This window comes from uncultured Muribaculum sp. (assembly GCF_910583865.1).
Lineage (GTDB): Bacteria > Bacteroidota > Bacteroidia > Bacteroidales > Muribaculaceae > Muribaculum.
In genome coordinates this window covers 17,038-35,382 of the sequence record NZ_CAJTYX010000005.1, presented here as the reverse complement: position 1 = coordinate 35,382, position 18,345 = coordinate 17,038, and the positions used below count along the sequence as shown (strand labels likewise).

The 18,345-nt window shown below is 53.3% G+C and carries 20 protein-coding genes; 2 read left to right on the top strand and 18 right to left on the bottom strand.

Annotated elements, in window-relative coordinates; all coding sequences use genetic code 11:
- The first annotated feature begins 4 nt into the window (after positions 1 to 4).
- A complete protein-coding gene (locus tag QZ303_RS02115; protein WP_295728408.1) occupies positions 5 to 2,509 on the top strand; it encodes a glycoside hydrolase family 2 TIM barrel-domain containing protein in 2,505 nt (834 codons plus the stop codon).
- Positions 2,510 to 2,727: 218 nt separating this feature from the next.
- On the opposite strand, the gene QZ303_RS02110 is transcribed toward QZ303_RS02115, so the two are convergent.
- From QZ303_RS02110 to QZ303_RS02035, 16 genes are all read right to left on the bottom strand, one after another.
- A complete protein-coding gene (locus QZ303_RS02110; protein WP_295728405.1) occupies positions 2,728 to 3,336 on the bottom strand; it encodes a Maf family nucleotide pyrophosphatase in 609 nt (202 codons plus the stop codon).
- Between the two features lie 23 nt (positions 3,337 to 3,359).
- A complete protein-coding gene (locus QZ303_RS02105; RefSeq protein ID WP_295728402.1) occupies positions 3,360 to 3,743 on the bottom strand; it encodes a HepT-like ribonuclease domain-containing protein in 384 nt (127 codons plus the stop codon).
- Positions 3,733 to 4,041, bottom strand: a complete 309-nt coding sequence (locus QZ303_RS02100; protein ID WP_295728399.1) for a nucleotidyltransferase domain-containing protein — start codon at positions 4,039 to 4,041, stop codon at positions 3,733 to 3,735. The genes QZ303_RS02105 and QZ303_RS02100 overlap by 11 nt, the downstream gene beginning before the upstream one ends.
- Positions 4,042 to 4,170: 129 nt before the next feature.
- Positions 4,171 to 4,512 carry a HepT-like ribonuclease domain-containing protein gene (locus QZ303_RS02095; protein ID WP_295728396.1) on the bottom strand — a complete coding sequence of 114 codons (342 nt, stop codon included), beginning with the start codon at positions 4,510 to 4,512 and terminating at the stop codon, positions 4,171 to 4,173.
- On the bottom strand, positions 4,505 to 4,807 hold the full coding sequence (locus QZ303_RS02090; protein ID WP_295728393.1) for a nucleotidyltransferase domain-containing protein: 303 nt from the start codon (positions 4,805 to 4,807) through the stop codon (positions 4,505 to 4,507). Before QZ303_RS02090 ends, QZ303_RS02095 begins: the two co-directional genes overlap by 8 nt.
- Before the next feature lie 244 nt (positions 4,808 to 5,051).
- On the bottom strand, positions 5,052 to 5,696 hold the full coding sequence (locus QZ303_RS02085; RefSeq protein WP_295728390.1) for an HAD family hydrolase: 645 nt from the start codon (positions 5,694 to 5,696) through the stop codon (positions 5,052 to 5,054).
- Between the two features lie 349 nt (positions 5,697 to 6,045).
- On the bottom strand, positions 6,046 to 8,598 hold the full coding sequence (locus tag QZ303_RS02080; RefSeq protein ID WP_295728388.1) for a beta-N-acetylglucosaminidase domain-containing protein: 2,553 nt from the start codon (positions 8,596 to 8,598) through the stop codon (positions 6,046 to 6,048).
- A 66-nt stretch (positions 8,599 to 8,664) separates the two neighbouring features.
- Complete coding sequence (locus QZ303_RS02075; RefSeq protein ID WP_295728386.1) at positions 8,665 to 9,189, bottom strand: HAD family hydrolase; 525 nt, start codon at positions 9,187 to 9,189, stop codon at positions 8,665 to 8,667.
- Entirely contained in the window at positions 9,186 to 9,977 is a 792-nt protein-coding gene (locus QZ303_RS02070; RefSeq protein WP_295728384.1) for a DUF2520 domain-containing protein, read from the bottom strand. The genes QZ303_RS02075 and QZ303_RS02070 overlap by 4 nt, the downstream gene beginning before the upstream one ends.
- Positions 9,962 to 10,498, bottom strand: a complete 537-nt coding sequence (locus QZ303_RS02065; protein WP_295728382.1) for a nitroreductase family protein — start codon at positions 10,496 to 10,498, stop codon at positions 9,962 to 9,964. The genes QZ303_RS02070 and QZ303_RS02065 overlap by 16 nt, the downstream gene beginning before the upstream one ends.
- A gap of 75 nt (positions 10,499 to 10,573) precedes the next feature.
- Complete coding sequence (locus QZ303_RS02060) at positions 10,574 to 11,602, bottom strand: hypothetical protein (protein ID WP_295728379.1); 1,029 nt, start codon at positions 11,600 to 11,602, stop codon at positions 10,574 to 10,576.
- Between the two features lie 50 nt (positions 11,603 to 11,652).
- On the bottom strand, positions 11,653 to 12,318 hold the full coding sequence (locus QZ303_RS02055) for a SprT-like domain-containing protein (protein ID WP_295728377.1): 666 nt from the start codon (positions 12,316 to 12,318) through the stop codon (positions 11,653 to 11,655).
- A 6-nt stretch (positions 12,319 to 12,324) separates the two neighbouring features.
- Complete coding sequence (locus QZ303_RS02050) at positions 12,325 to 12,747, bottom strand: RNA-binding S4 domain-containing protein (RefSeq protein WP_295728509.1); 423 nt, start codon at positions 12,745 to 12,747, stop codon at positions 12,325 to 12,327.
- The gene (gene pth, locus QZ303_RS02045) at positions 12,728 to 13,345 is read right to left on the bottom strand and encodes an aminoacyl-tRNA hydrolase (RefSeq protein WP_295728375.1); all 618 of its coding nucleotides are present in this window, start codon (positions 13,343 to 13,345) and stop codon (positions 12,728 to 12,730) included. Before pth ends, QZ303_RS02050 begins: the two co-directional genes overlap by 20 nt.
- A gap of 17 nt (positions 13,346 to 13,362) precedes the next feature.
- The gene (locus QZ303_RS02040; RefSeq protein WP_295728371.1) at positions 13,363 to 14,007 is read right to left on the bottom strand and encodes a 50S ribosomal protein L25; all 645 of its coding nucleotides are present in this window, start codon (positions 14,005 to 14,007) and stop codon (positions 13,363 to 13,365) included.
- Between the two features lie 186 nt (positions 14,008 to 14,193).
- A complete protein-coding gene (locus QZ303_RS02035; RefSeq protein WP_295728369.1) occupies positions 14,194 to 14,826 on the bottom strand; it encodes a hypothetical protein in 633 nt (210 codons plus the stop codon).
- Positions 14,827 to 15,010: 184 nt separating this feature from the next.
- Between QZ303_RS02035 and QZ303_RS02030 the strand changes: the two genes are divergently transcribed.
- The gene (locus QZ303_RS02030; RefSeq protein WP_295728366.1) at positions 15,011 to 15,817 is read left to right on the top strand and encodes a M48 family metallopeptidase; all 807 of its coding nucleotides are present in this window, start codon (positions 15,011 to 15,013) and stop codon (positions 15,815 to 15,817) included.
- 89 nt (positions 15,818 to 15,906) lie between these two features.
- Here QZ303_RS02030 and QZ303_RS02025 read toward each other — a convergent pair whose 3' ends face one another.
- Together QZ303_RS02025 and QZ303_RS02020 are read right to left on the bottom strand one after the other, a co-directional pair.
- Positions 15,907 to 17,127, bottom strand: coding sequence for a hypothetical protein (locus QZ303_RS02025; RefSeq protein WP_295728363.1), 1,221 nt, complete (start codon positions 17,125 to 17,127; stop codon positions 15,907 to 15,909).
- Between the two features lie 12 nt (positions 17,128 to 17,139).
- The gene (locus tag QZ303_RS02020) at positions 17,140 to 18,309 is read right to left on the bottom strand and encodes a glycoside hydrolase family 88 protein (protein ID WP_295728506.1); all 1,170 of its coding nucleotides are present in this window, start codon (positions 18,307 to 18,309) and stop codon (positions 17,140 to 17,142) included.
- Between the last annotated feature and the right edge of the window lie 36 nt (positions 18,310 to 18,345).

Here is an 18,345-nt window from a genome sequence, read left to right as displayed (position 1 = left end):
AATTATGAAATCAAGCCTTTGCACGCTCTTATGTGCCGCCATGGGATTATGCTCCATGGCGGCACGTGATCAGATTACTTTGAGGAATGGTTGGGAATTCCATTTGGGCGACATTGAAAATGTCGGTCCTGATGCCGGTAAATCGGCAGGATGGAAGAGTGTCACAGTGCCGCATGACTGGGCTATAGACAAACCGTTCGACGTCAATAACGATCTACAGACCGTGCAGGTGGTGCAGGACGGAGAGACCCGGCCTACATTAAAGACGGGTCGTACGGGCGGCCTCCCTTACATGGGTGTAGGGTGGTACAGACGTTCGTTTGACGTTGAGCCGGGCCGGATGGCTACCCTGGTGTTTGACGGGGCCATGAGCGAGGCTAAGGTCTGGGTCAACGGGCATAAGGTAGGTGAATGGCCGTATGGATATGCATCGTTTCATTTCGATGTGACATCATATCTCAATCCCGACGGAAAGGATAATGTCGTGATGGTTCGTCTGGAGAACCTTCCTTTCAGTTCGCGCTGGTATCCCGGTGCCGGCCTATATCGCAACGTCCATCTGCTCACCACCGGGGCTGTGCGTGTCCCGGTGTGGGGTGTCCATATAACCACGCCGCATGTGCATGATGACTTTGCCACTGTCAATATCCGTACTACGGTAGATGCCGAATCTCCGGCGCAGAAGGTGCGTGTGGATACCGAGATAATAGATCCGGAAGGTGCCGGAGTGGGACGGATGGTCAATCCTGTGGCGCGTCTTGATTCTACGGCAGTGATGGAACAGAATATCGAGATTCTTTCGCCGAAGTTATGGTCGCCGGAGTCGCCCGAGCTTTATACGGCAGTGACGCGTGTGTATGGTGAATCAGGAGAAATGCTTGACTCGCTGTCTACACGTTTCGGCATACGCAAGATAGAGCTGATACCGGAGCGCGGTTTTTTCCTCAACGGGAAGAAGAGGAAGTTCCGGGGGGTGTGTAACCATCATGATCTCGGGCCTCTCGGAGCTGCTGTAAACCGCAATGCACTGCGCCATCAGTTATTGCTGTTGAAAGAGATGGGATGCGATGCCGTGCGCACTTCCCATAACATGCCGGATCCGCAGCTTGTGGAACTTTGTGACGAGATGGGGTTCATGATGATGATAGAACCGTTTGACGAGTGGGAGATTGCCAAGTGCAAGAACGGCTACCATCGTTTCTGGGACGAGTGGGCCGAACGCGACATGGTGGCCATGCTGAGGCATTACCGCAACAATCCGTCCGTTGTGATGTGGTCGGTGGGCAACGAAGTGCCGACACAATGTTCTGACGACGGAGCTAACGTGGCCGCCTGGTTGCGTGACATATGTCATCGCGAGGACCCGACACGTCCGGTGACGGCAGGCATGGATCAGGTGGCGTGTACGCTTGAAAACGGCTTTGCCGCCGCCCTCGATGTGCCAGGACTCAACTACCGCACGCATCGTTATCAGGAGGCTTATGAGTCGTTGCCTCAACGCCTCGTGCTCGGTTCGGAGACCGCCTCTGCTGTAAGCTCGCGTGGTGTCTACAAATGGCCTGTGGCGATTTCAGGCACTGCGACGTATGCCGATCACCAGAGCAATGCCTACGAGGTCGAATCCTGTGCATGGGCCAATATCCCTGAAGTCGATTTCGCTCTTGCCGACGATTACCCGTGGACCATAGGGCAATTCGTGTGGACAGGATTCGATTACCTCGGCGAGCCGTCTCCATACAATACCGACGCATGGCCGAGCCATAGCTCGCTGTTCGGCATAATCGACCTTGCGTCGATTCCGAAAGACAGATATTGGCTCTACCGTTCACAGTGGCGCAAGGATGACCATACGCTCCATGTCGCTCCGCATTGGACCCATCCCGGGCGTGAGGGCGAGATTACCCCTGTAATCGCCTACACCGACCTGCCGGAAGGTGAGCTGTGGGTCAATGGCGTTAGCATGGGACGCAGGCGCAAGCTGACGGCTGCCGAGGTCGACAGTCTTGGAAGCACCGACCCTTTGGCATTGATACGCCGTTACCGGTTGGTGTGGGACGACGTGGTGTATGCCCCGGGTGAAATCCGTGTTGTGGCCTATGACAGCAAGGGAAATCCTGCGATGGAGGAAACCGTGCGTACTGCCGGGAAACCTTATGCTTTGCAGCTCACGTCAGCTGTGCCGACTCTGGATGCTCCGGTCTATGCCGATCGTCCGCTTGCCTATGTCACTGTGAGCGCTGTCGACCGTGATGGGAATCTGTGTCCCGCCGACGCTCGTCTTGTCAACTTCAAGGTAAAGGGGCAGGGCGCTTTCCGGGCTGCCGCCAATGGCGACGCCACTTCGCTTGATCCATTGCAGCAACCGCGCATGCATCTGTTCTCGGGACGTTGTACGGCTATCATCGAGGGTATCCCCGCTTCTGAAGCCGGCAATCCTTGTGGATCCGTCACCCTGACCGCTACCGCTCCGGGACTAAAGCCGGCCTCAATCACTCTGCCCGTAAGATAGTTTTAGGTAACTGTTCAGCAAAAAAACTGCCACAAGAGATTGATTATCAGCGTAAAGACGTACCCCGGTGCATCCGGATTCAATTAAAATTCCTTTGTATTAAGGTGGACGCACCGGGTACGTCCCTACAATCCGGTAGTAATCAAGCGTTTCTATCGGCTGAATAGTTCCGTTTTAGACCTCGTTCCCCGATATTTGTCAATGTCGGGGAACGGGTTTTATCTGATGAAGGCTTTCAGCTCTTCGTAGAGCCGGTGGACGGGGAGGCCCATGACGTTGTAGAAACTTCCGCGTATCCCTTCGATGCCTATGGCGCCGATCCATTCCTGGATGCCATATGCGCCAGCTTTGTCGAGAGGACGGTAACGGCTGACGTAATATGAGATTTCCTCGTCGGTCAGGGGGGCGAACGTGACCTCCGTGCTCACTGAAAATGTCCGGCGGTGTGTGCTGTCGGTCAGGCTTACACCGGTCACCACGGTCTGGGTCTTGCCTTGGAGCGTATGTAGCATCGCGATGGCATCCGCATCATCTTTCGGTTTTCCGAGTATCATGCCGTCGATAATCACTACCGTGTCGGCGGTGATTACTATCTCGCCATCTTTTAGATGGCTGCAATATGCATCCCCTTTCTTCTGGGACAGGTATGCCGGTACTTCTTCGACCGGCATTTCGGGGCTGTAGGTCTCGTCGACCTCGATGCTTTCTGCAATCTCGAAGGGAAAGTCGAGCATGGCCAACAGTTCGCGGCGGCGTGGTGAATGGCTCGCAAGGAGCAGTGAACGCCCGTGTAGGAAATCGATGGGCGACGGTTCGTGATTTGTCATAAGAAGCTTTGATTAAGGGCCTTTCAATCGGAATTTAGATTGTTTTCGCGATTGTACTGTTCCTCATATTCAGCAATGATTCGCTCGATGTCTTTTTTAAGCTCAGGGATATGCCGTACTACCAATCCCCAAAGAAATGTCGGTTGAACATTATCGTAGGCGTGTATGATTCGGTTGCGTGTGTCAATTATGGCTCTTGCATTTGGAATCTCTATGGATGGATCTACCTTCCTTATTCTGTTTATTGCTTCTCCCATTATCTCTGTCTTACGCTCAACAACACATTTACGCATGATGTCTTTCTCAAACAAATCATATCTGTTGGGAAAGTCAACGAAGCAACTCTGTAAATCGTTAATTGCATCCAATACGTCTTGGAGATAAGTCAGAACTTCCTCAATAGCCATAAATCATCTGTTTTGTGCGGTTGACATTGGCAATAAAGTATTTGTTGCGCAGGCCTTTCTCCTCAATCAAATCCACCTTTCTACCGAAAAGGCCCTCCAATGCGTCACGGAAATCGAAGTAGTTTGTGACGTAATCCCACTTTTCATGGTCGGTAGTGTCAAAATTGACAAGCAAGTCCACATCGCTTTGGTCATTGAATCTATCCGTGAGGATAGAGCCAAAGACGGCCAAAGTCTTGACCTTGTGCTTGCGGCAAAGGTCGATGATTCGTTGCATATTCAGTTCAATCAACTTCATAGACTGTTGTGTTACAACCGCAAATATAACGATTCTTTCCGATGTATAAACGTTTCAACCATGAAAATCGTTGGTGCCTGCACCTCCTATACATCTATAGATTGAGCCGCCAACTTTGTGTAAATATCACTATTTTGCATCAAGAAGTTGTATTATCTCCTTTTTCAGAAGCGGGAGGTTGTTTATAACAATGCTCCATAGAATATCGGGACGTAAAGAATCGTAGGCATGTATCACGAAATTGCGGGTGTCCACAATTTTGCGGGATGAGGTGATTGGAATATCGGGTACAACTTTTAGAATTTGATTCATGGCCTCGCCCATTATCTCAATGTTTCGTTCTACTCCACGTCGAAAAAGCGTGTCATTGCAGAATGTCGCATATTCTTTAGGCCGACTTTCCATGAACGATTCAATTTCAAGAATAGCCGAATATATGTCGTTCAGATATTTAAGCGTCTTTCTATCCATAAATCATATGTTTTGTCTCATCAAGTTCTTCCTTGAAATAAGGATTCTTTACTGATGAAGCATCAACCAGATCAACTTCTCTGCCGAAAAGGTTGCGTAGAGCATAATATAAAGAAAAGAAGTTATCTGCGTAGTTATGATATGTTATTTCTTCATCAAAATCCACAAGCAAGTCCACATCGCTTTGGTCATTGAATCTATCCGTGAGGATAGAGCCAAAGACGGCCAAAGTCTTGACCTTGTGCTTGCGGCAAAGGTCGATGATTCGTTGCATATTCAGTTCAATCAACTTCATAGACTGTTGTGTTACAACCGCAAATATAACGATTCTTTCCGATGTATAAACGTTTCAACCTTGAAAATCGTTGGGAAACCGCGCAGACGACAAAAACGGCATGAAAGCAATAGAAAAGCATGCAGAAATAAAAAGACAGCATCCGGGATTGGTAATCGGATGCTGTCTTTTCTTAAAAGTTGATTGAGGGCGGGTTATTTGCGAATCTGTATATAGCGTTCTTCGTATAATAACGATGCTACAATTATATAATATCGGTTATCTGATTGAAAGAGTCTATAATGAAATCGGCATTGGATGTTTCAAGTTCACTTTTACTGCCATTGCCATAAGTCACCCCAATGGTTTTGCACCCGGCACGGTTGCCCATCAATATATCAACGTCCATATCACCTACGACAATGGTATTTTCCGGACTCTCATTCAAGGCTTCGAGCGTTTTCAGTACCGGTTCCGGATTCGGTTTTGCTTTAACAACATCATCAGCGCTTAATATATAATCCATGAATGGAGCAAGTTCCATGTCCCTCGCAAATTCTTCGAGAGAGGTTTTATTTCGTGATGATGCTATGCTCATTCTGACACCTCGCTCTTTCAGCCGGGAAAGTGAGTTAAGGACATATGGAAACAATTGTGGTTTGATTATTTTCTTATTAACCTCAAACAATTCGAGATAAGTTTCCGCACATCGTTCTACGAGTTCAGGTGACATACTTGGATAGATTTTGAGAAACCCTTCGCTTAAAGGTAATCCGATTGTCGCGGCACAAACATCAGTTTCGGCAACAGGTAAACCGAGTTTTCGCATAGTATCTTGGAATGTCACCACAATATTACGCTGGGTATCAGCCAATGTGCCGTCGAAATCGAAAATTGCTAATCTTGTCATATGATAATGAAGGTTTAATTCTTAGAAATTCGCTTACAAAGTTATGTATTTTTTCATAGCCTATCATTCTACACCTCAAATCTTCATCTTAGGATTGTAACAAATTACTTTTTATGTAATTGCTATTACGTTTAAACAAACCGTTTGGTCTGGTAGCAAAAGCAGTATATAAGCGACCAATGATTAAATGTGGACTTGAACCATGAAATCATCAATTAGATGAGCAGGGAGAGACGGTTAGATGAACAGGGGTAAGGCGATTATATGAGCGGGGTGAGGCTTTGGAGGCCTCACCCTGTGGTGGTTTATTCACAGGTTTATTCACCCTGTTGTGGTGGTTTATGGGGTGTCATTTGACGATTATCTCGTAGATGCCGGCATGCGGAGATGATAGTGTCACTTTCTCCGTGGCGGGAGCGAGGGTGACATTGCGCCATGGTGTGGCGACGGTGTCTGTAGCCGTTGTATTGTCCTTTGCATCGGTCTGGGTCACGGTAATCTTGCCGTTGCCGTCGCTCAGGACTACCAGGGAGCGTGCATCCTTGCCGGGTGTAATGCTCCAGGTGCCGGATAGCGTTGCAATGGTGGTCGGATTGCGGTCGAATGCGTTGAACATCGATGTCTTGTCGGAAGCCTCGGCATTATATGGCAGGCGTTCGGCTGTCATGGGGTTGACGTAGAACTCACGCACGGTAGTCCAGTTTGTACGGTCAGAGTCGAGACGCTTGATGCGGACGTAGCGGGCGTCCACGCCATCATTGTCCGTCCAGATGATGTCGTAGGTGTCCTTCAACGGTGCGGTGAGATCGATCCACTCCTTACCGTCGGGGGATGCCTGAAGGACCACGTTGTCGAAAAAGTCGCAGTCGGAAGTCGAGTTGCGGCCTTGGTACACGATGATCTCGTTGACTTTGCGCAATGCTCCGAGGTCGAGACCTATCCAGTCGCCGGCCTTCTGGGCTTCGCCTGACGTGTAGTGGTTGGTGGTGTCGCAGTCCAGCATCAGCCGAGCCTGGCGTGTAGAAAGGGTAGGGTAGGTTCCGGTGGGGATGTACATGTCCGGGACGTTGCCCGAGAGTTTATGGTAGAATCCCATTGCCATGTCGTCGAGCGCATCCTCGATAAACGGCTGCAGCTTCAATGAGCCTGACTTGTGTGCCTCGTAGGCCTTGCGCTCCTCCGGAGTCATGATGGCGTCGACATACCCGGCCCAGAAGAGGGAGTCGTTGCCAGCGCGATACAGGTCGATAAGGCCGATAGCTTCTATTCCGCGCTTGCCGAGCTTCCCGAACTCTGTGAGCCAGGGCTTCAGCTCTTTCATGAGCAGGGCGTTGTCGCACTTCGACTCCATTATAGAGGGCACATCCGAAATCTTCTTGAATTCGGCCAGGAGAGCCGCGCTCTTTTCGGGGGTGTACTCGTCGACAGTGAATGTATGGGTTTCCCACGATTCGTCGCGGCGGTAGCCTGTCTCGGTGTCGGCTGAATGTATGGCGAAAGTGCGATATGCATCGCTGACTTCGGGCGCGAGATCGACGAGCGCGCGCTCCCAGTTGTCGATGGCGTTGTAGGCGGGGGTGTTCCATGTGTAGTCGGCCACTCCGTAAAGCGCCAGTTTGGATGCCTCGCCATGTTCCATGGGATTAGAGCCGAAGCCTACCACGTCGTTCTCGGTAATCGTCGTGTCAAGTCCGTAGACCGGGCCTTGCAGGATGTAGTTGCGGCAGTAGTCCGACACGGGGTAGTTCCACCACCAGAATCCCGGACGCTTTATAAGCCCGTTGAAGAAATCCATGGTTTCGTGCGTAAGGTCGCTGCACACGACATCGCCGGTGTAGAACACCTCGATCGACTTGTCGAGCGAGCGTCCATACGTTGCGAGCGCGCCTGCGGAGTCTGTCTTGGCCCAGAGGCGGGAGTAGTCGGTGGGGCATACGACGAGGTTGCTCACATCGCCCTTCTTCTTTACGAACTCCCGGTGGAGGCGGTTGAACAGGTCGACCTGCTTTACCGGATTACGGCCTTCACCGTCGATGTCGTCGAAGAAGAGGGCGAACGCGCGCACGCCGAGGTCATACATCATGTCGAGTTTGTTGACAAGGCTGTCGTAGTCGGCCTCGTTCCAGCGGATGTCGCCTCCGGGATGTATGGCCCAGACGAAATCGACATGGTTGCGGTTGGAGGCCTCCACGAGTTCCTTGATTTTCTTTGCTTCTGCCTCCGGATAAGGCTGGCGCCAGTGGGGAGTGCTGTGGTAGGGGTCGTCCTTAGGCCCGAAGAAGTAGGTGTTGAGTTTGTTCTTGCCGTAATAGTCGATTAGCGACAGACGCACCTCATGGCTCCACGGCTCGCCGTAGAACCCTTCGATTACACCTCGGCGTGACAGCGACGGCCAATCGTTGATGGTCATGTATGGGATGGTGTCTGAGGCCGCGATGTCGGAGGCGAGAATCTGGCGCAATGTCTGCAATCCATAGAATGCCCCGGCTTCGTCATAGCCTGTGATGGTCACTCCGTTCTTGTCGACGGTGAGCTTGTAGGCTTCCGGGCGTTGCTCCACTCCTTGCTTCTTCGCCGCTTTTTCTCCGAAGTCGATTACGAGGTCGATGCCTCCTGGCACTGTGCGCGAAATGGCGTCATCGAATTTCTTCTTCACGTCCTTTACCTTCTTAGTCGACGGCAGGGCATATGTGGCGGAACGGTCGATGTCGATCTTGTGGGGAGTGGGATTGATTACAAGACCGTGATGGTCGATTTTCTTCCCCGGTACGGGATTGAGGTGCTGCACCTCGGAGCGCTGCGATGAAAGGTCGAATCCGTCATCGGCCTTTGCGGCTGTCGGAGCGGTGGTGCAGACGGCAGTGACGAGTGCAGTCGAGATAATAGTTTTCCTTAGTCTCATTTTAAGGGAATGTTTGGTTGTAAATTGGTTAATATGAAAATTCGTGTAAATATGTGCATACCGGTCTCACCATCCGAAGGCCTTGGCGTCGTTCATCCAGTGGCCTTGTGCACGCATGACCTCTTCGAGCAGGTCGCGGCCCACGCCCTGTCCTCCGTCATATGGGGATATGTAGCGTGCCGCCTCTTTGATCTCGCAGGCTGCGTCGCGCGGTGCTACCGGAAGGCCTACATGCTTCATCACTTCATAGTCGGGAATGTCGTCGCCGGCATAGGCCACTTCTTCCGGGCGCAGTCCGTGCAGTGACATCCAGTCATGGAGCACTTTTATCTTCACGCCGGCTTTCATGTATATGTCCTTGACTCCAAGGCCGCTGAAACGGTCGTGGATTGCCTGTGAGTCTCCGCCGGTGATTATCGCGATATGGTAGCCGCATTTTACGGCGAGCTGTATGGCGTAGCCGTCCTTTATGTTGACCATTCGTTGCGGCATTCCGTCGGCCCCGAGGGGTATGCATGATGGCGACAAAACGCCGTCGACATCGAAGGCGATGCCGCGGATGAGTCGCAGGTCGTAGTCTATTTTGCTCACTGGTGGAAATGTTTTAAGATTGATGATGAGAGCATCGAGTATATCTCGCGGTCGTCATCGCCGAGCATTGCCTCGTGGGATGCAATAACGGAGCGGTCGCCGCGTCGCGCAGGGCCTGTCTGCCCGGCTTCCGGACCTGTGGTCATCGCCTTGGTCAAGGTCGCTTCGATCAACGGTGCGAACACACGTATGTCGAGTCCTTCTTCGGCCAGCAGGCTGTCGGCTTTCAGCCACATATAGTTGGCGAAATTACATGCGAACACCGCTGCGATATGCAGTTTGCGTCGACGTTCGGAGTCGGCCCGGTAGATATGGTTTGTGAAGATTGCCGCCGTGTTTTCGAGCATTATTGTTGCCTCGGGGGTGGTAGCCTCGACAAACAACGGTACCTGCGACATGTCGACATCGACGTTGCGCGAGAATGTCTGCAAAGGGTAGAACACACCATGTGCGTCTCCTACGCCGTCGAGCGCGTCGGCTGCGATTGAGCCGGAGGTGTGCGCCCATACCCCGTGCCGTCCTTTCAGGCGGGAGGCAAGTGGCGCTATGGCATCGTCGCTTACCGACAATATATACAGGTCGGCATCGGTGGCTATGTCGTCGAGATTCTCGATAGCCTCGGCACCTGTAGCCTCGGCAAGTGATCGCGCGTTGTCGTAGTTGCGCGACCATACTTGTACCAACCTTGGCCCTAATGCCTTGGCCAGGTGTGTGGCCACGTTGCCCGACCCGAGCATGACTATGCGCCCGGGTGCGCATGCCGCATCGGGCCTTAGCGTTCCTTCCATTCGTTGATATGGACTTTCTCCCAGAGCAGCTTCTCGAGATTCTGCGGTTTCTTCTCCTCGGCAGGATGTCCTATCGTGATGATGGCTACCGGCAGGATTGTGTCGGGCATGTCGAGCACGTTCTGCACGTAAGTCTCCGATTCGAGGTCGTTGTCGGTGTAGCGTCCGCGTATCTGTATCCAGCACGAGCCGAGCCCGAGGTCCTGGGCCTGAAGCTGTATGTAGGTCGCCGCAATGGAGGCATCCTCTATCCACGGGTCGCTTGCTTCCACATCGACGGCCACCACTATGGCCAGCGGAGCCTTGGCGATAGGCATCGCTCCGGCTTCCTTGCATTTGCTTAAGGCTTCGAGCCGGGCTGAATCCTCCACGATTACGAACTGCCATGGACGGCTGCTTTTGCTCGTGGGAGCCATCAGGGCGGCTTCCATGATTGTCTTTACATCTTCTGCGGAAATCTCTTCGTCGGTGTAGCGGCGTATGCTACGTCGATTGGTTATGAGGTCATGAAATGATGTCATCTTATATGGGTAAAGTGTATGTTCTGTTTGACAGGAATAGGTATGATCTGCCTTAAAACGTATGCCGTAAATGTTTTACGGACGGCATACCCAGGCCTGTGGATATCTTTCGGAGAATCCTTCGCGGAGCATGGGGCGTTGCGCGGCGGCAAAAGTTTTTCCGGTGGCGACATAGATGCGGTAACGCCCGTCGCATTCGAGCAGGTGCATCTCGCTTCCGTAGGGATGTTCGGCTATGTATTCCGATGCCTTGTAGGCTGAAGGGAGCGAGGCTACTACCAGGAAATATGGGTCGGAGGCGTCACAACGCATTGTCTCCGTTGCACGCTCGTTTTCGGCAGGCGAGGATATGCGCGCTGATGCATACGCCGAGCCTTTCAATGAGTCGGGGGCTGCGATTATGAGCGATATGTTGCTCGCGGTCTCTACAAGCTCGTGAGTGGAGATGCCATCCATGATGGTGTCATCGGTTTGTGTTACGTGCTCTATGGCTGGGGCCATGGAGGCGCGTATGGCTCTGTTGTCGATGATAGGAGTCGAGAGCATGAGGCCGAGCATCACGAGGGCTGCCATAGCGGCTGCCACCTGCATTATGTTCCGCTTGACAGAGGCATGCGTCTCTGTGATGGCCGCAGGGTCGGGCTGCGTTGTTTCGGCTACAGGGTTTTGGACCTGCTGCCTTAGGCTCAGCGGTACAGCCTTGACAGCGCATAGGCCGAGATAGCGAGGCGCTATCGAAGCGCTTTCAAAAGGCTCGAATGACGGGACTCCCTCCTCGGAAAGCGACAGCACACCGAGATGTCCGATACCGGTCTCCCCTTCCTGGCGCAACTGGTAGCGCATGGCATTGACGCAGTCCATCACCACTTGGACCGCCTGGTCGTAAGTGAGCATATGGCGGCGTGCCACCGAGTTCACCAACAGTCCGTCGTTGTGGGTCAGTTCGGGATTGAACGTCATCGAGCGTCGCGGGGGGAACATGCATCCCAGCTCCGCGTCGAAATATGCGGGGGTATGGTGTGCTATGAGCGCACCAAGACCCGGAATGACCACGCAGTCATGCCGGAGCACAAGATATTCAATATGCTCGATTATCGATATCACTACGCAAAGTTAATCACTTCACACCATTTTTCAAAAACGGCACGCCACTTTTATGACAGGGATTTTGTCAAATAACGCACCTTTCCCGATGAAAGGTCGATTTCGCGAGCGTCGGAAATGGCCGAATCCAAAGCCACGGGTTCGGGGAGATACAGTTTTGGCCTTATAGCTTTCGGAAAACGGGAGAAGTAAGGATGGGTGGTGGCATACCATCGGCAACCGCTTGTATTGAACAGGCGCGGTATGTCGCGATACATCTGCATAAGGCGTGAGCGTGCCGGGAGCACTATGCCTGTGCGTCCGTCGGAGAGTATGGCCACGCAGACTATGTGGATTTTTGAGGCGCTCTTTGGTGTTGCGGCTACGGTGACGGTGATGTGGCGGTGGTGTGTACGATTGATTTCAGCCATCATCGCGCGGAATGCCGGACCGTGCGGTTGCTCTTTAGGACCGTAGAGGTCAATCCAATAGTGGATCATCTCGTGTATGACAACATCTTCGAGGGCGTCCGGGTCGAGGTCGAATGCCCGGCTGATGGAGATGGCGCGGCGATGCACTACTTCACCGCGCGCGGATCGGAGTGTGCGGTGGGAGAAGCTTCCGGCACGCGTGGCGGCATTGCTTATCCTCAGCGGAATCCGTGGTAGGCGCTCTCCGAATATCAGGGCGTTGAATCGGTTGAAACGGTCGGCGAGCAAAGGGAGAGTGATGGTCATGGGCTATTAGTCGTCGGTGTCGAAGTCGAAATCGAAGTCCCATCCGTCGTCCATTGCCTCCTCCTTGAAGCGCGACAACTCGCGCCCCTCGCGTTTGGTGGGGCGTCCGAGGCCTTTGCGCCTGTCGATGAATCCGCTTATTTTGACCACTTCGAGCAGGTCGAGCTCCGACTGTGGCGTGACATTTTCCATGTAGTCAGGCACGAGTTTTGCTCCCAGGCGGTTGGCGGTAAGCGATTTCACGCGGAATGAATAGGTGACCGGCGGTTTGCGCACATTGATTACGTCGCCTGCTTTTATGGTGCGCGAGGGCTTCACGGTGACTCCATCCATGAGCACTCGCCCCTTCTTGCAGGCGTCGGTCGCGATGGTGCGTGTCTTGAATATGCGCACGGCCCACATCCATTTGTCAATTCGTTCCTCTGTCAGTGGCATGGTCGTCGGCGGGTTTGGCGGTGGTGGGATTGTTGTTGTTGAAGTTGCACATGGCAAACTGTATGCCACTGAGGCAGAATGCCTTGATGGCATCGCACGCCACGGCTATCCGTGCGGGTAGTTCTTCTTGCTGTGCGGGCGTGAACCGTCCGAGCACGTAGTCTATCTGGCATCCGCGCGGGAAGTCGTTGCCTATGCCGAAGCGCAGGCGCGGATATGCGGCGGTGCCGAGCATCTGGGCGATGTTCTTAAGCCCGTTGTGGCCTGCGTCGGAGCCTGACGGCTTGAGGCGTATGGCGCCGAACGGCAGGGCGATGTCGTCGACAAGCACGAGGATATGGTTGTTGTCTACGCCTTCCTTCTCTTTCCAGTAGCGCACGGCATTGCCCGACAGGTTCATGTAGGTCGAGGGCTTGACCAGCGTGAGTAACTTGTTTTTCAGGCGCATGTGGGCCACGTCGCCGTAGCGGTCGGTGGTAAAAGAAATATTGGATGCCTCGGCAAAGGCATCCAATATCATAAATCCTATGTTGTGGCGGGTTCCACGGTATTCGTCGCCGATGTTGCCCAGCCCTACAATCAGGTATTTCATTGGCAGTTATCTGATGATTATGCCTTGGCAGCGGCGCCACGTGCGGCGCGGGTGAGCTGTACGGCGCAGACTACGGCGTTCTTGGCGTTGACCAGTTCGAGGCCCTCGTAGTGGAGGTCGCCTACCTGGAGGGTCTTGCCGAGGCCGAGGTGGTCGATGTTGATGACTACGCGTTCGGGAATCTGGGTGTAGGGAGCCTTCACCTTCAGCTTCTTCATGGAGAGCTGGAGCTTACCACCGGCCTTCACACCTTCTGCATGGCCTTCGAGCTTGACGGGGACTTCTACCACTACGGGCTTATTTTCGTTGACTTCGAGGAGGTCGATGTGGAGCACGGTGTCTTTTACGGGGTGGAACTGCACTTCGCGGAGCACTGCGTTGCGCTTCTCGCCGTTGAGGTCGAGTTCGATAGCGAACACGTCGGGGGTATAGAGGAGCTTGCGCACGTCGTCGGTCTTTACCACGAGGTCGGTCGTGATGATGCCTTTGCCGTTGCCGATCTCCACGAGCTTTTCACCGGGCTTGAGGGCGGTGGTGTAGGGGAGGGTGACGATTTCGCCGCCGTTGAGGACGACGGGAATGAGGCCCTCTGCGCGGAGGGTCTTGGCAGCCTTCTTGCCGAGGTCGGTGCGGGGCTGTGCAGCAAGGTTGTAAGTTTTCATTTTGTTGGAATTAATTGTGTTACTCAAAATTAGAAGCTTTCTAATTTCCCATCACACGGGGATGCTAAAAAGCGGTGCAAAGGTAGCGCTTTTCCCCCGTTTATCCAAACATTCTTTCATGAAAAATCCGTGAAAAAATTATGCACTACTCTCAATAAATCGATCCACCGCTGGTTTTAGTGGAAGTTATCTGCGGGGTTCGAGGTGTCGGTGCGGTGAGGGGAAGCGGTGGTCGGAGGGCGGGATTTCGATGTTGGGGGCTTTGCGCAGTATCACAGGGAAGCCGAAGAGGCCGGTCTCGGTGTCGAGTCGGAGGGTGTCGCCCTTATGTATGCGCGAGTATTGACTCTGCTTTGCCGAGAGCGATTTCAATGCGCCTGTACTCAATATGCGTACTTCTATGAAGTAGACGTTATAGGGTTCTCCGCGTGTGTAGGTCCGGCGTCCGACGCGTTTGGAGCGGTGGCGTGTCTCTTTATATCGGCGCTCAACCACAGCCGTCTCTTTATGCAGCGAAGAATCGTCGGCAAAAAGATAATTGCACGTATAGAACGCTCCCATCACAACGCCGGTGATGACAACGGTATGGATGAAAAGATTGATCCACATATTGTCGCTTCCGGTGATGAATTGCCATAAACGCCATATGCGGCTGCCTATAAGCAGCGCTATTATAAGCGATGCCACGCCGGGAATCCATGGATTGATCACCGTCATGCCGTAGAATCCCATCGATGCGCCGTAGGATGCCATCGTAAGGAGCACGAGCAGCGCGATAAGGGTATATCTGATGAAGTTGCGTGTCTTGTGTTTGCTCATGATGCATGGATGAATGAAATTGGATACTTTCGCCCGGCAAACCCCAAATAAATTTGCTTTTGCACTCGACTTATCCGTATCTTTGACTAAGTCTTAGATACTCACGCTCGGAAAAGTACAAGCGAGCTTGTACTTTTCTCTCGACTTATTCGTATCTTTGCTACAAAATTAAAACTTTTTTGAGATGAAAAGAACGGCAATCAGAATTTTATTATCTTTTGTGTGCATGGCTACCATGATGCCTGCAACGGCTCAGTTCAATTTTAAGAAAGCATTAGGTGGTGCGGCGAAGGCCGTACAGGCAGCTACGCTCACCGATGAGCAGATGGCAGCCTACGTTAAGGAGTCCGTCGACTGGATGGACAAGAACAATCCCGTGCTCCCCGATGACAATCCCTATACCATCCGTCTGAAGAAACTTACCGACGGCATAACCGACGCCGATGGGATTCCTTTGAATTTCAAGGTATATGACGTGATTGACGTCAATGCGTTCGCTTGCCCCGACGGCAGTGTGCGCGTGTTCTCCTCGCTGATGGACATAATGGGCGACGATGAGCTGCTCGGCATCATAGGCCATGAGATTGGACATGTCATGAAGCACCATTCCAAGAACGCTTTCCGCACCCAGCTTCTCACCGACGCGCTGAAGGACGGCATAGCCTCGACCGGCGGCAAGGCGGCGGCGCTTACAGAGTCGCAGCTCGGGGATCTCGGTTCTTCGCTTGTCAATGCCAAGTTCTCTCAGAAGCAGGAGAATGAGGCTGACAACTGCGGCTATGATTTTCTTGTGGCCAAAGGGAAGAATCCCTGGGGCATGGTGATGGCGTTCGAGAAGTTCCAAAAGATGGAGGGCGAGAATGGCGGCAAGTCGTCGTATGTGACCAAGATGTTTTCTTCCCATCCCGAGACCCAGGCGCGCATCGACAACATGACCAAGCGTTGCCAGAAGGATGGCTTCAAGCGCCCGGTTGTCGAGGAGAAGAAATAAGGAATTTCCTTGAAAAATAGTTCATATACGATATACACACAGGGGGCGGCATTCATGCCGCCCCCTGTGTGTATATCGTATATCGGAGATTAGCGAGGATTTCTCTGCAACCGCAGGTTCAGTTCCTGTACCGCCGATTTGTAAGTGGAGTCGCCATCGGCTTCTATGCTGAGGGTGATGCCGCTCCACAGGCGCTTGGGATCTGCTCCGAAATATTCCGGATCGTAGCGGAACGTGTAGTCCCCTGTGCGTATGACCGGTCCCGACACTATCACCACACGTGGCCTTACCCGAGCGTGCGCGTCGCATTCCGTGGCGCGTGTCTCATCGACGAAAATCGGTTCGACAGTAAATTCGGCATCCGGATCGATTGTCGCGTTCAGTTTTATGTGGCTGTCGGCGTTGTAATGTATGGTGTCACCGTTTACGCGTGCGGACAGGTATTGCATCTCCTTGCCGCGCGACTCCTCATAGCGGGCACGGGTCAAGGCCACCATCTCTTCATCGTGATACCAGAACATGTCGTGCGGATCGGTGCTCTCAGTCCCGTCCTCCGACCATCTCGGGTAGTGGCATCCACCTTCCGGGCGCGGGTCGGCCAACGATTTTGCTATGAAGCGGGCGATATAGTCCTGCGTTTCCTCACAGAGATCGAAATGTCCCTTGCCTGCGTCGCAAAGAAAAGATATGCGGCTTTCGGGGTACATCATGCGGAATGCGAGGGCCGGACGCACGCGGGCTTCCCACCATTCGTATTCACCTTCAACCATCAGTCCGGGTATGCGGTCGATGTTGCGCGTGCGTCCCCATTCGATGTTCTCTCTTCCGTAGCCACAAAGATTGGTGCGCGGAGCATCGCCGTGAAACGATATTATGCATAGCGTGCGTTCGGGATTCCATGCAGCGAAGTTCCACGGGAAGGTGGCCTGTGCCGAGTGTCCGAACGGAATCACGGGAGCCTCGGCCAATTCGGGGTGGTCGGTGGCGCGGGCGAAATCAGTGACAATAGTTTCGAACCGCTCCTGGCAGCCTTTCTTTACATCCCAGTCCTGTGAGCCTTGCTGTATGAATGCCATAGCCACTCCGAGCGTGTCCATCGCCGCCGTGAAGCGTTCGGAGCGGAACAGCACTTCTTCCGTCATGTTCTGATGGCAATAGAGCAGGGCCTTTACCTCTTTGTCGCCATTGGGTAGGCGCAGGCATGCGCGTTGTCCTTCGATGCCCGACACGTAGTCGAACGTAACGGATGAGGCTGTCGCGGCCATGACGGCGACCACCGTCAACAGCGATGTAATCAATGCCTTTTTCATGTGATATAGTGGCTATGCCTGATGGTTGCGCAGGCGTGTGAGCGCTTCGATGTAGTAGTAGTCGGCATATATGATCGAGGCGTCGATTTCGGAGTTGGCTGGCATATTGCCTACACTGTGGCTCAGGAATGCCGGCTTCGCATCGCCGCAACGGTAGTGTTCGGACGCGAGTGTTGCGAGCATCTTTTTCGATGCGTCGAGATAGCGGCGCGACGTGGAGGCATCGACATAGTCGCTAAGCTCGATAAGGGCCGACGCCACGACACATGCCGCAGAGGCGTCGCGTGGTACTTCCGGTATGCCCGGATCGCGGAAGTCCCAGTAGGGGATGCCGTCGGCAGGGAGGGATGACAGGTACACGTCGGTCACTTTCTGCGCGAATGCCAGGAAGCGCGGGTCGCGTGTCTCGCGGTAGACCATGGTGTAGCCGTAGATGGCCCAGGCCTGTCCGCGCGCCCACATGCTGTCGTCATCATATCCCTGATGGTTGCATCCGCGGATGAATTCTCCCGACTCTGGATCGTACACGGCTACATGGTAGCATGACCCGTCGGGTCGGAAATGATTGTTCATGGTAGTTTCGGCATGTTTGAACGCTATGTCGTACAGCTCTTTACGTCCGCCGTTTTTCGAGGCCCAGAATAGCATTTCAAGGTTTATCATGTTGTCCATGATGGTGTTGTGGCCTCCGAACATACCGACATTGCGCGGCCATGACAGGAGCGTGCCTACGCGCGGATTGTAGAGCGTGGCGAGGGAGTCGGCGGCATCGAGTATGACTTGCTTGCACGCTTTGTCGGCGGTGAGGCGATATGCGTTGCCGTAGCTGCAGAATATGAGGAAACCGAGATCGTGGTCGTACACGGGCGAGTAGACTATGGATTTCAGGGACTCCGTGAAGCGCAGGGCCTCCCGGCGAAGGAGGGTGTCGCCGGTGTTCTCGTAGTTATACCACAGTACGCCGGGCCAGAATCCGTCGCACCACTCTTCGGGGCATACGTTGCGACACTCCCATGTGGAAGCAGAGTCGGCTATGTTGCGTGGAATCATGGAGTAGTCGATGGTGCCCGAGTCGGTGCGCAGGGAAGAAAGCGTGCGCATTATCTGTGTGTTGCAATATTCGAGGTCGGTGTCGACGTTTACTTCGTGTGATACGGATGCGCATCCCATCGATAAGGCCATTGCCGAGAGGATCGATGCTGTTGCGGTGAGAAATAT

What these genes read in the sequence shown, in the direction of transcription:
- QZ303_RS02035 (WP_295728369.1), bottom strand. Translation starts at nt 14,826, where the DNA reads ATGAGCAAACACAAGACACGCAACTTCATCAGATATACCCTTATCGCG.
- QZ303_RS02040 (WP_295728371.1), bottom strand. Translation starts at nt 14,007, where the DNA reads ATGAAAACTTACAACCTTGCTGCACAGCCCCGCACCGACCTCGGCAAG.
- QZ303_RS02105 (WP_295728402.1), bottom strand. Translation starts at nt 3,743, where the DNA reads ATGGCTATTGAGGAAGTTCTGACTTATCTCCAAGACGTATTGGATGCA.
- QZ303_RS02030 (WP_295728366.1), top strand. Translation starts at nt 15,011, where the DNA reads ATGAAAAGAACGGCAATCAGAATTTTATTATCTTTTGTGTGCATGGCT.
- pth (WP_295728375.1), bottom strand. Translation starts at nt 13,345, where the DNA reads ATGAAATACCTGATTGTAGGGCTGGGCAACATCGGCGACGAATACCGT.
- QZ303_RS02055 (WP_295728377.1), bottom strand. Translation starts at nt 12,318, where the DNA reads ATGACCATCACTCTCCCTTTGCTCGCCGACCGTTTCAACCGATTCAAC.
- QZ303_RS02085 (WP_295728390.1), bottom strand. Translation starts at nt 5,696, where the DNA reads ATGACAAGATTAGCAATTTTCGATTTCGACGGCACATTGGCTGATACC.
- QZ303_RS02070 (WP_295728384.1), bottom strand. Translation starts at nt 9,977, where the DNA reads ATGGAAGGAACGCTAAGGCCCGATGCGGCATGCGCACCCGGGCGCATA.
- QZ303_RS02020 (WP_295728506.1), bottom strand. Translation starts at nt 18,309, where the DNA reads ATGGCCTTATCGATGGGATGCGCATCCGTATCACACGAAGTAAACGTC.
- QZ303_RS02110 (WP_295728405.1), bottom strand. Translation starts at nt 3,336, where the DNA reads ATGACAAATCACGAACCGTCGCCCATCGATTTCCTACACGGGCGTTCA.
- QZ303_RS02065 (WP_295728382.1), bottom strand. Translation starts at nt 10,498, where the DNA reads ATGACATCATTTCATGACCTCATAACCAATCGACGTAGCATACGCCGC.
- QZ303_RS02080 (WP_295728388.1), bottom strand. Translation starts at nt 8,598, where the DNA reads ATGAGACTAAGGAAAACTATTATCTCGACTGCACTCGTCACTGCCGTC.
- QZ303_RS02025 (WP_295728363.1), bottom strand. Translation starts at nt 17,127, where the DNA reads ATGAAAAAGGCATTGATTACATCGCTGTTGACGGTGGTCGCCGTCATG.
- QZ303_RS02095 (WP_295728396.1), bottom strand. Translation starts at nt 4,512, where the DNA reads ATGGATAGAAAGACGCTTAAATATCTGAACGACATATATTCGGCTATT.
- QZ303_RS02100 (WP_295728399.1), bottom strand. Translation starts at nt 4,041, where the DNA reads ATGAAGTTGATTGAACTGAATATGCAACGAATCATCGACCTTTGCCGC.
- QZ303_RS02115 (WP_295728408.1), top strand. Translation starts at nt 5, where the DNA reads ATGAAATCAAGCCTTTGCACGCTCTTATGTGCCGCCATGGGATTATGC.
- QZ303_RS02090 (WP_295728393.1), bottom strand. Translation starts at nt 4,807, where the DNA reads ATGAAGTTGATTGAACTGAATATGCAACGAATCATCGACCTTTGCCGC.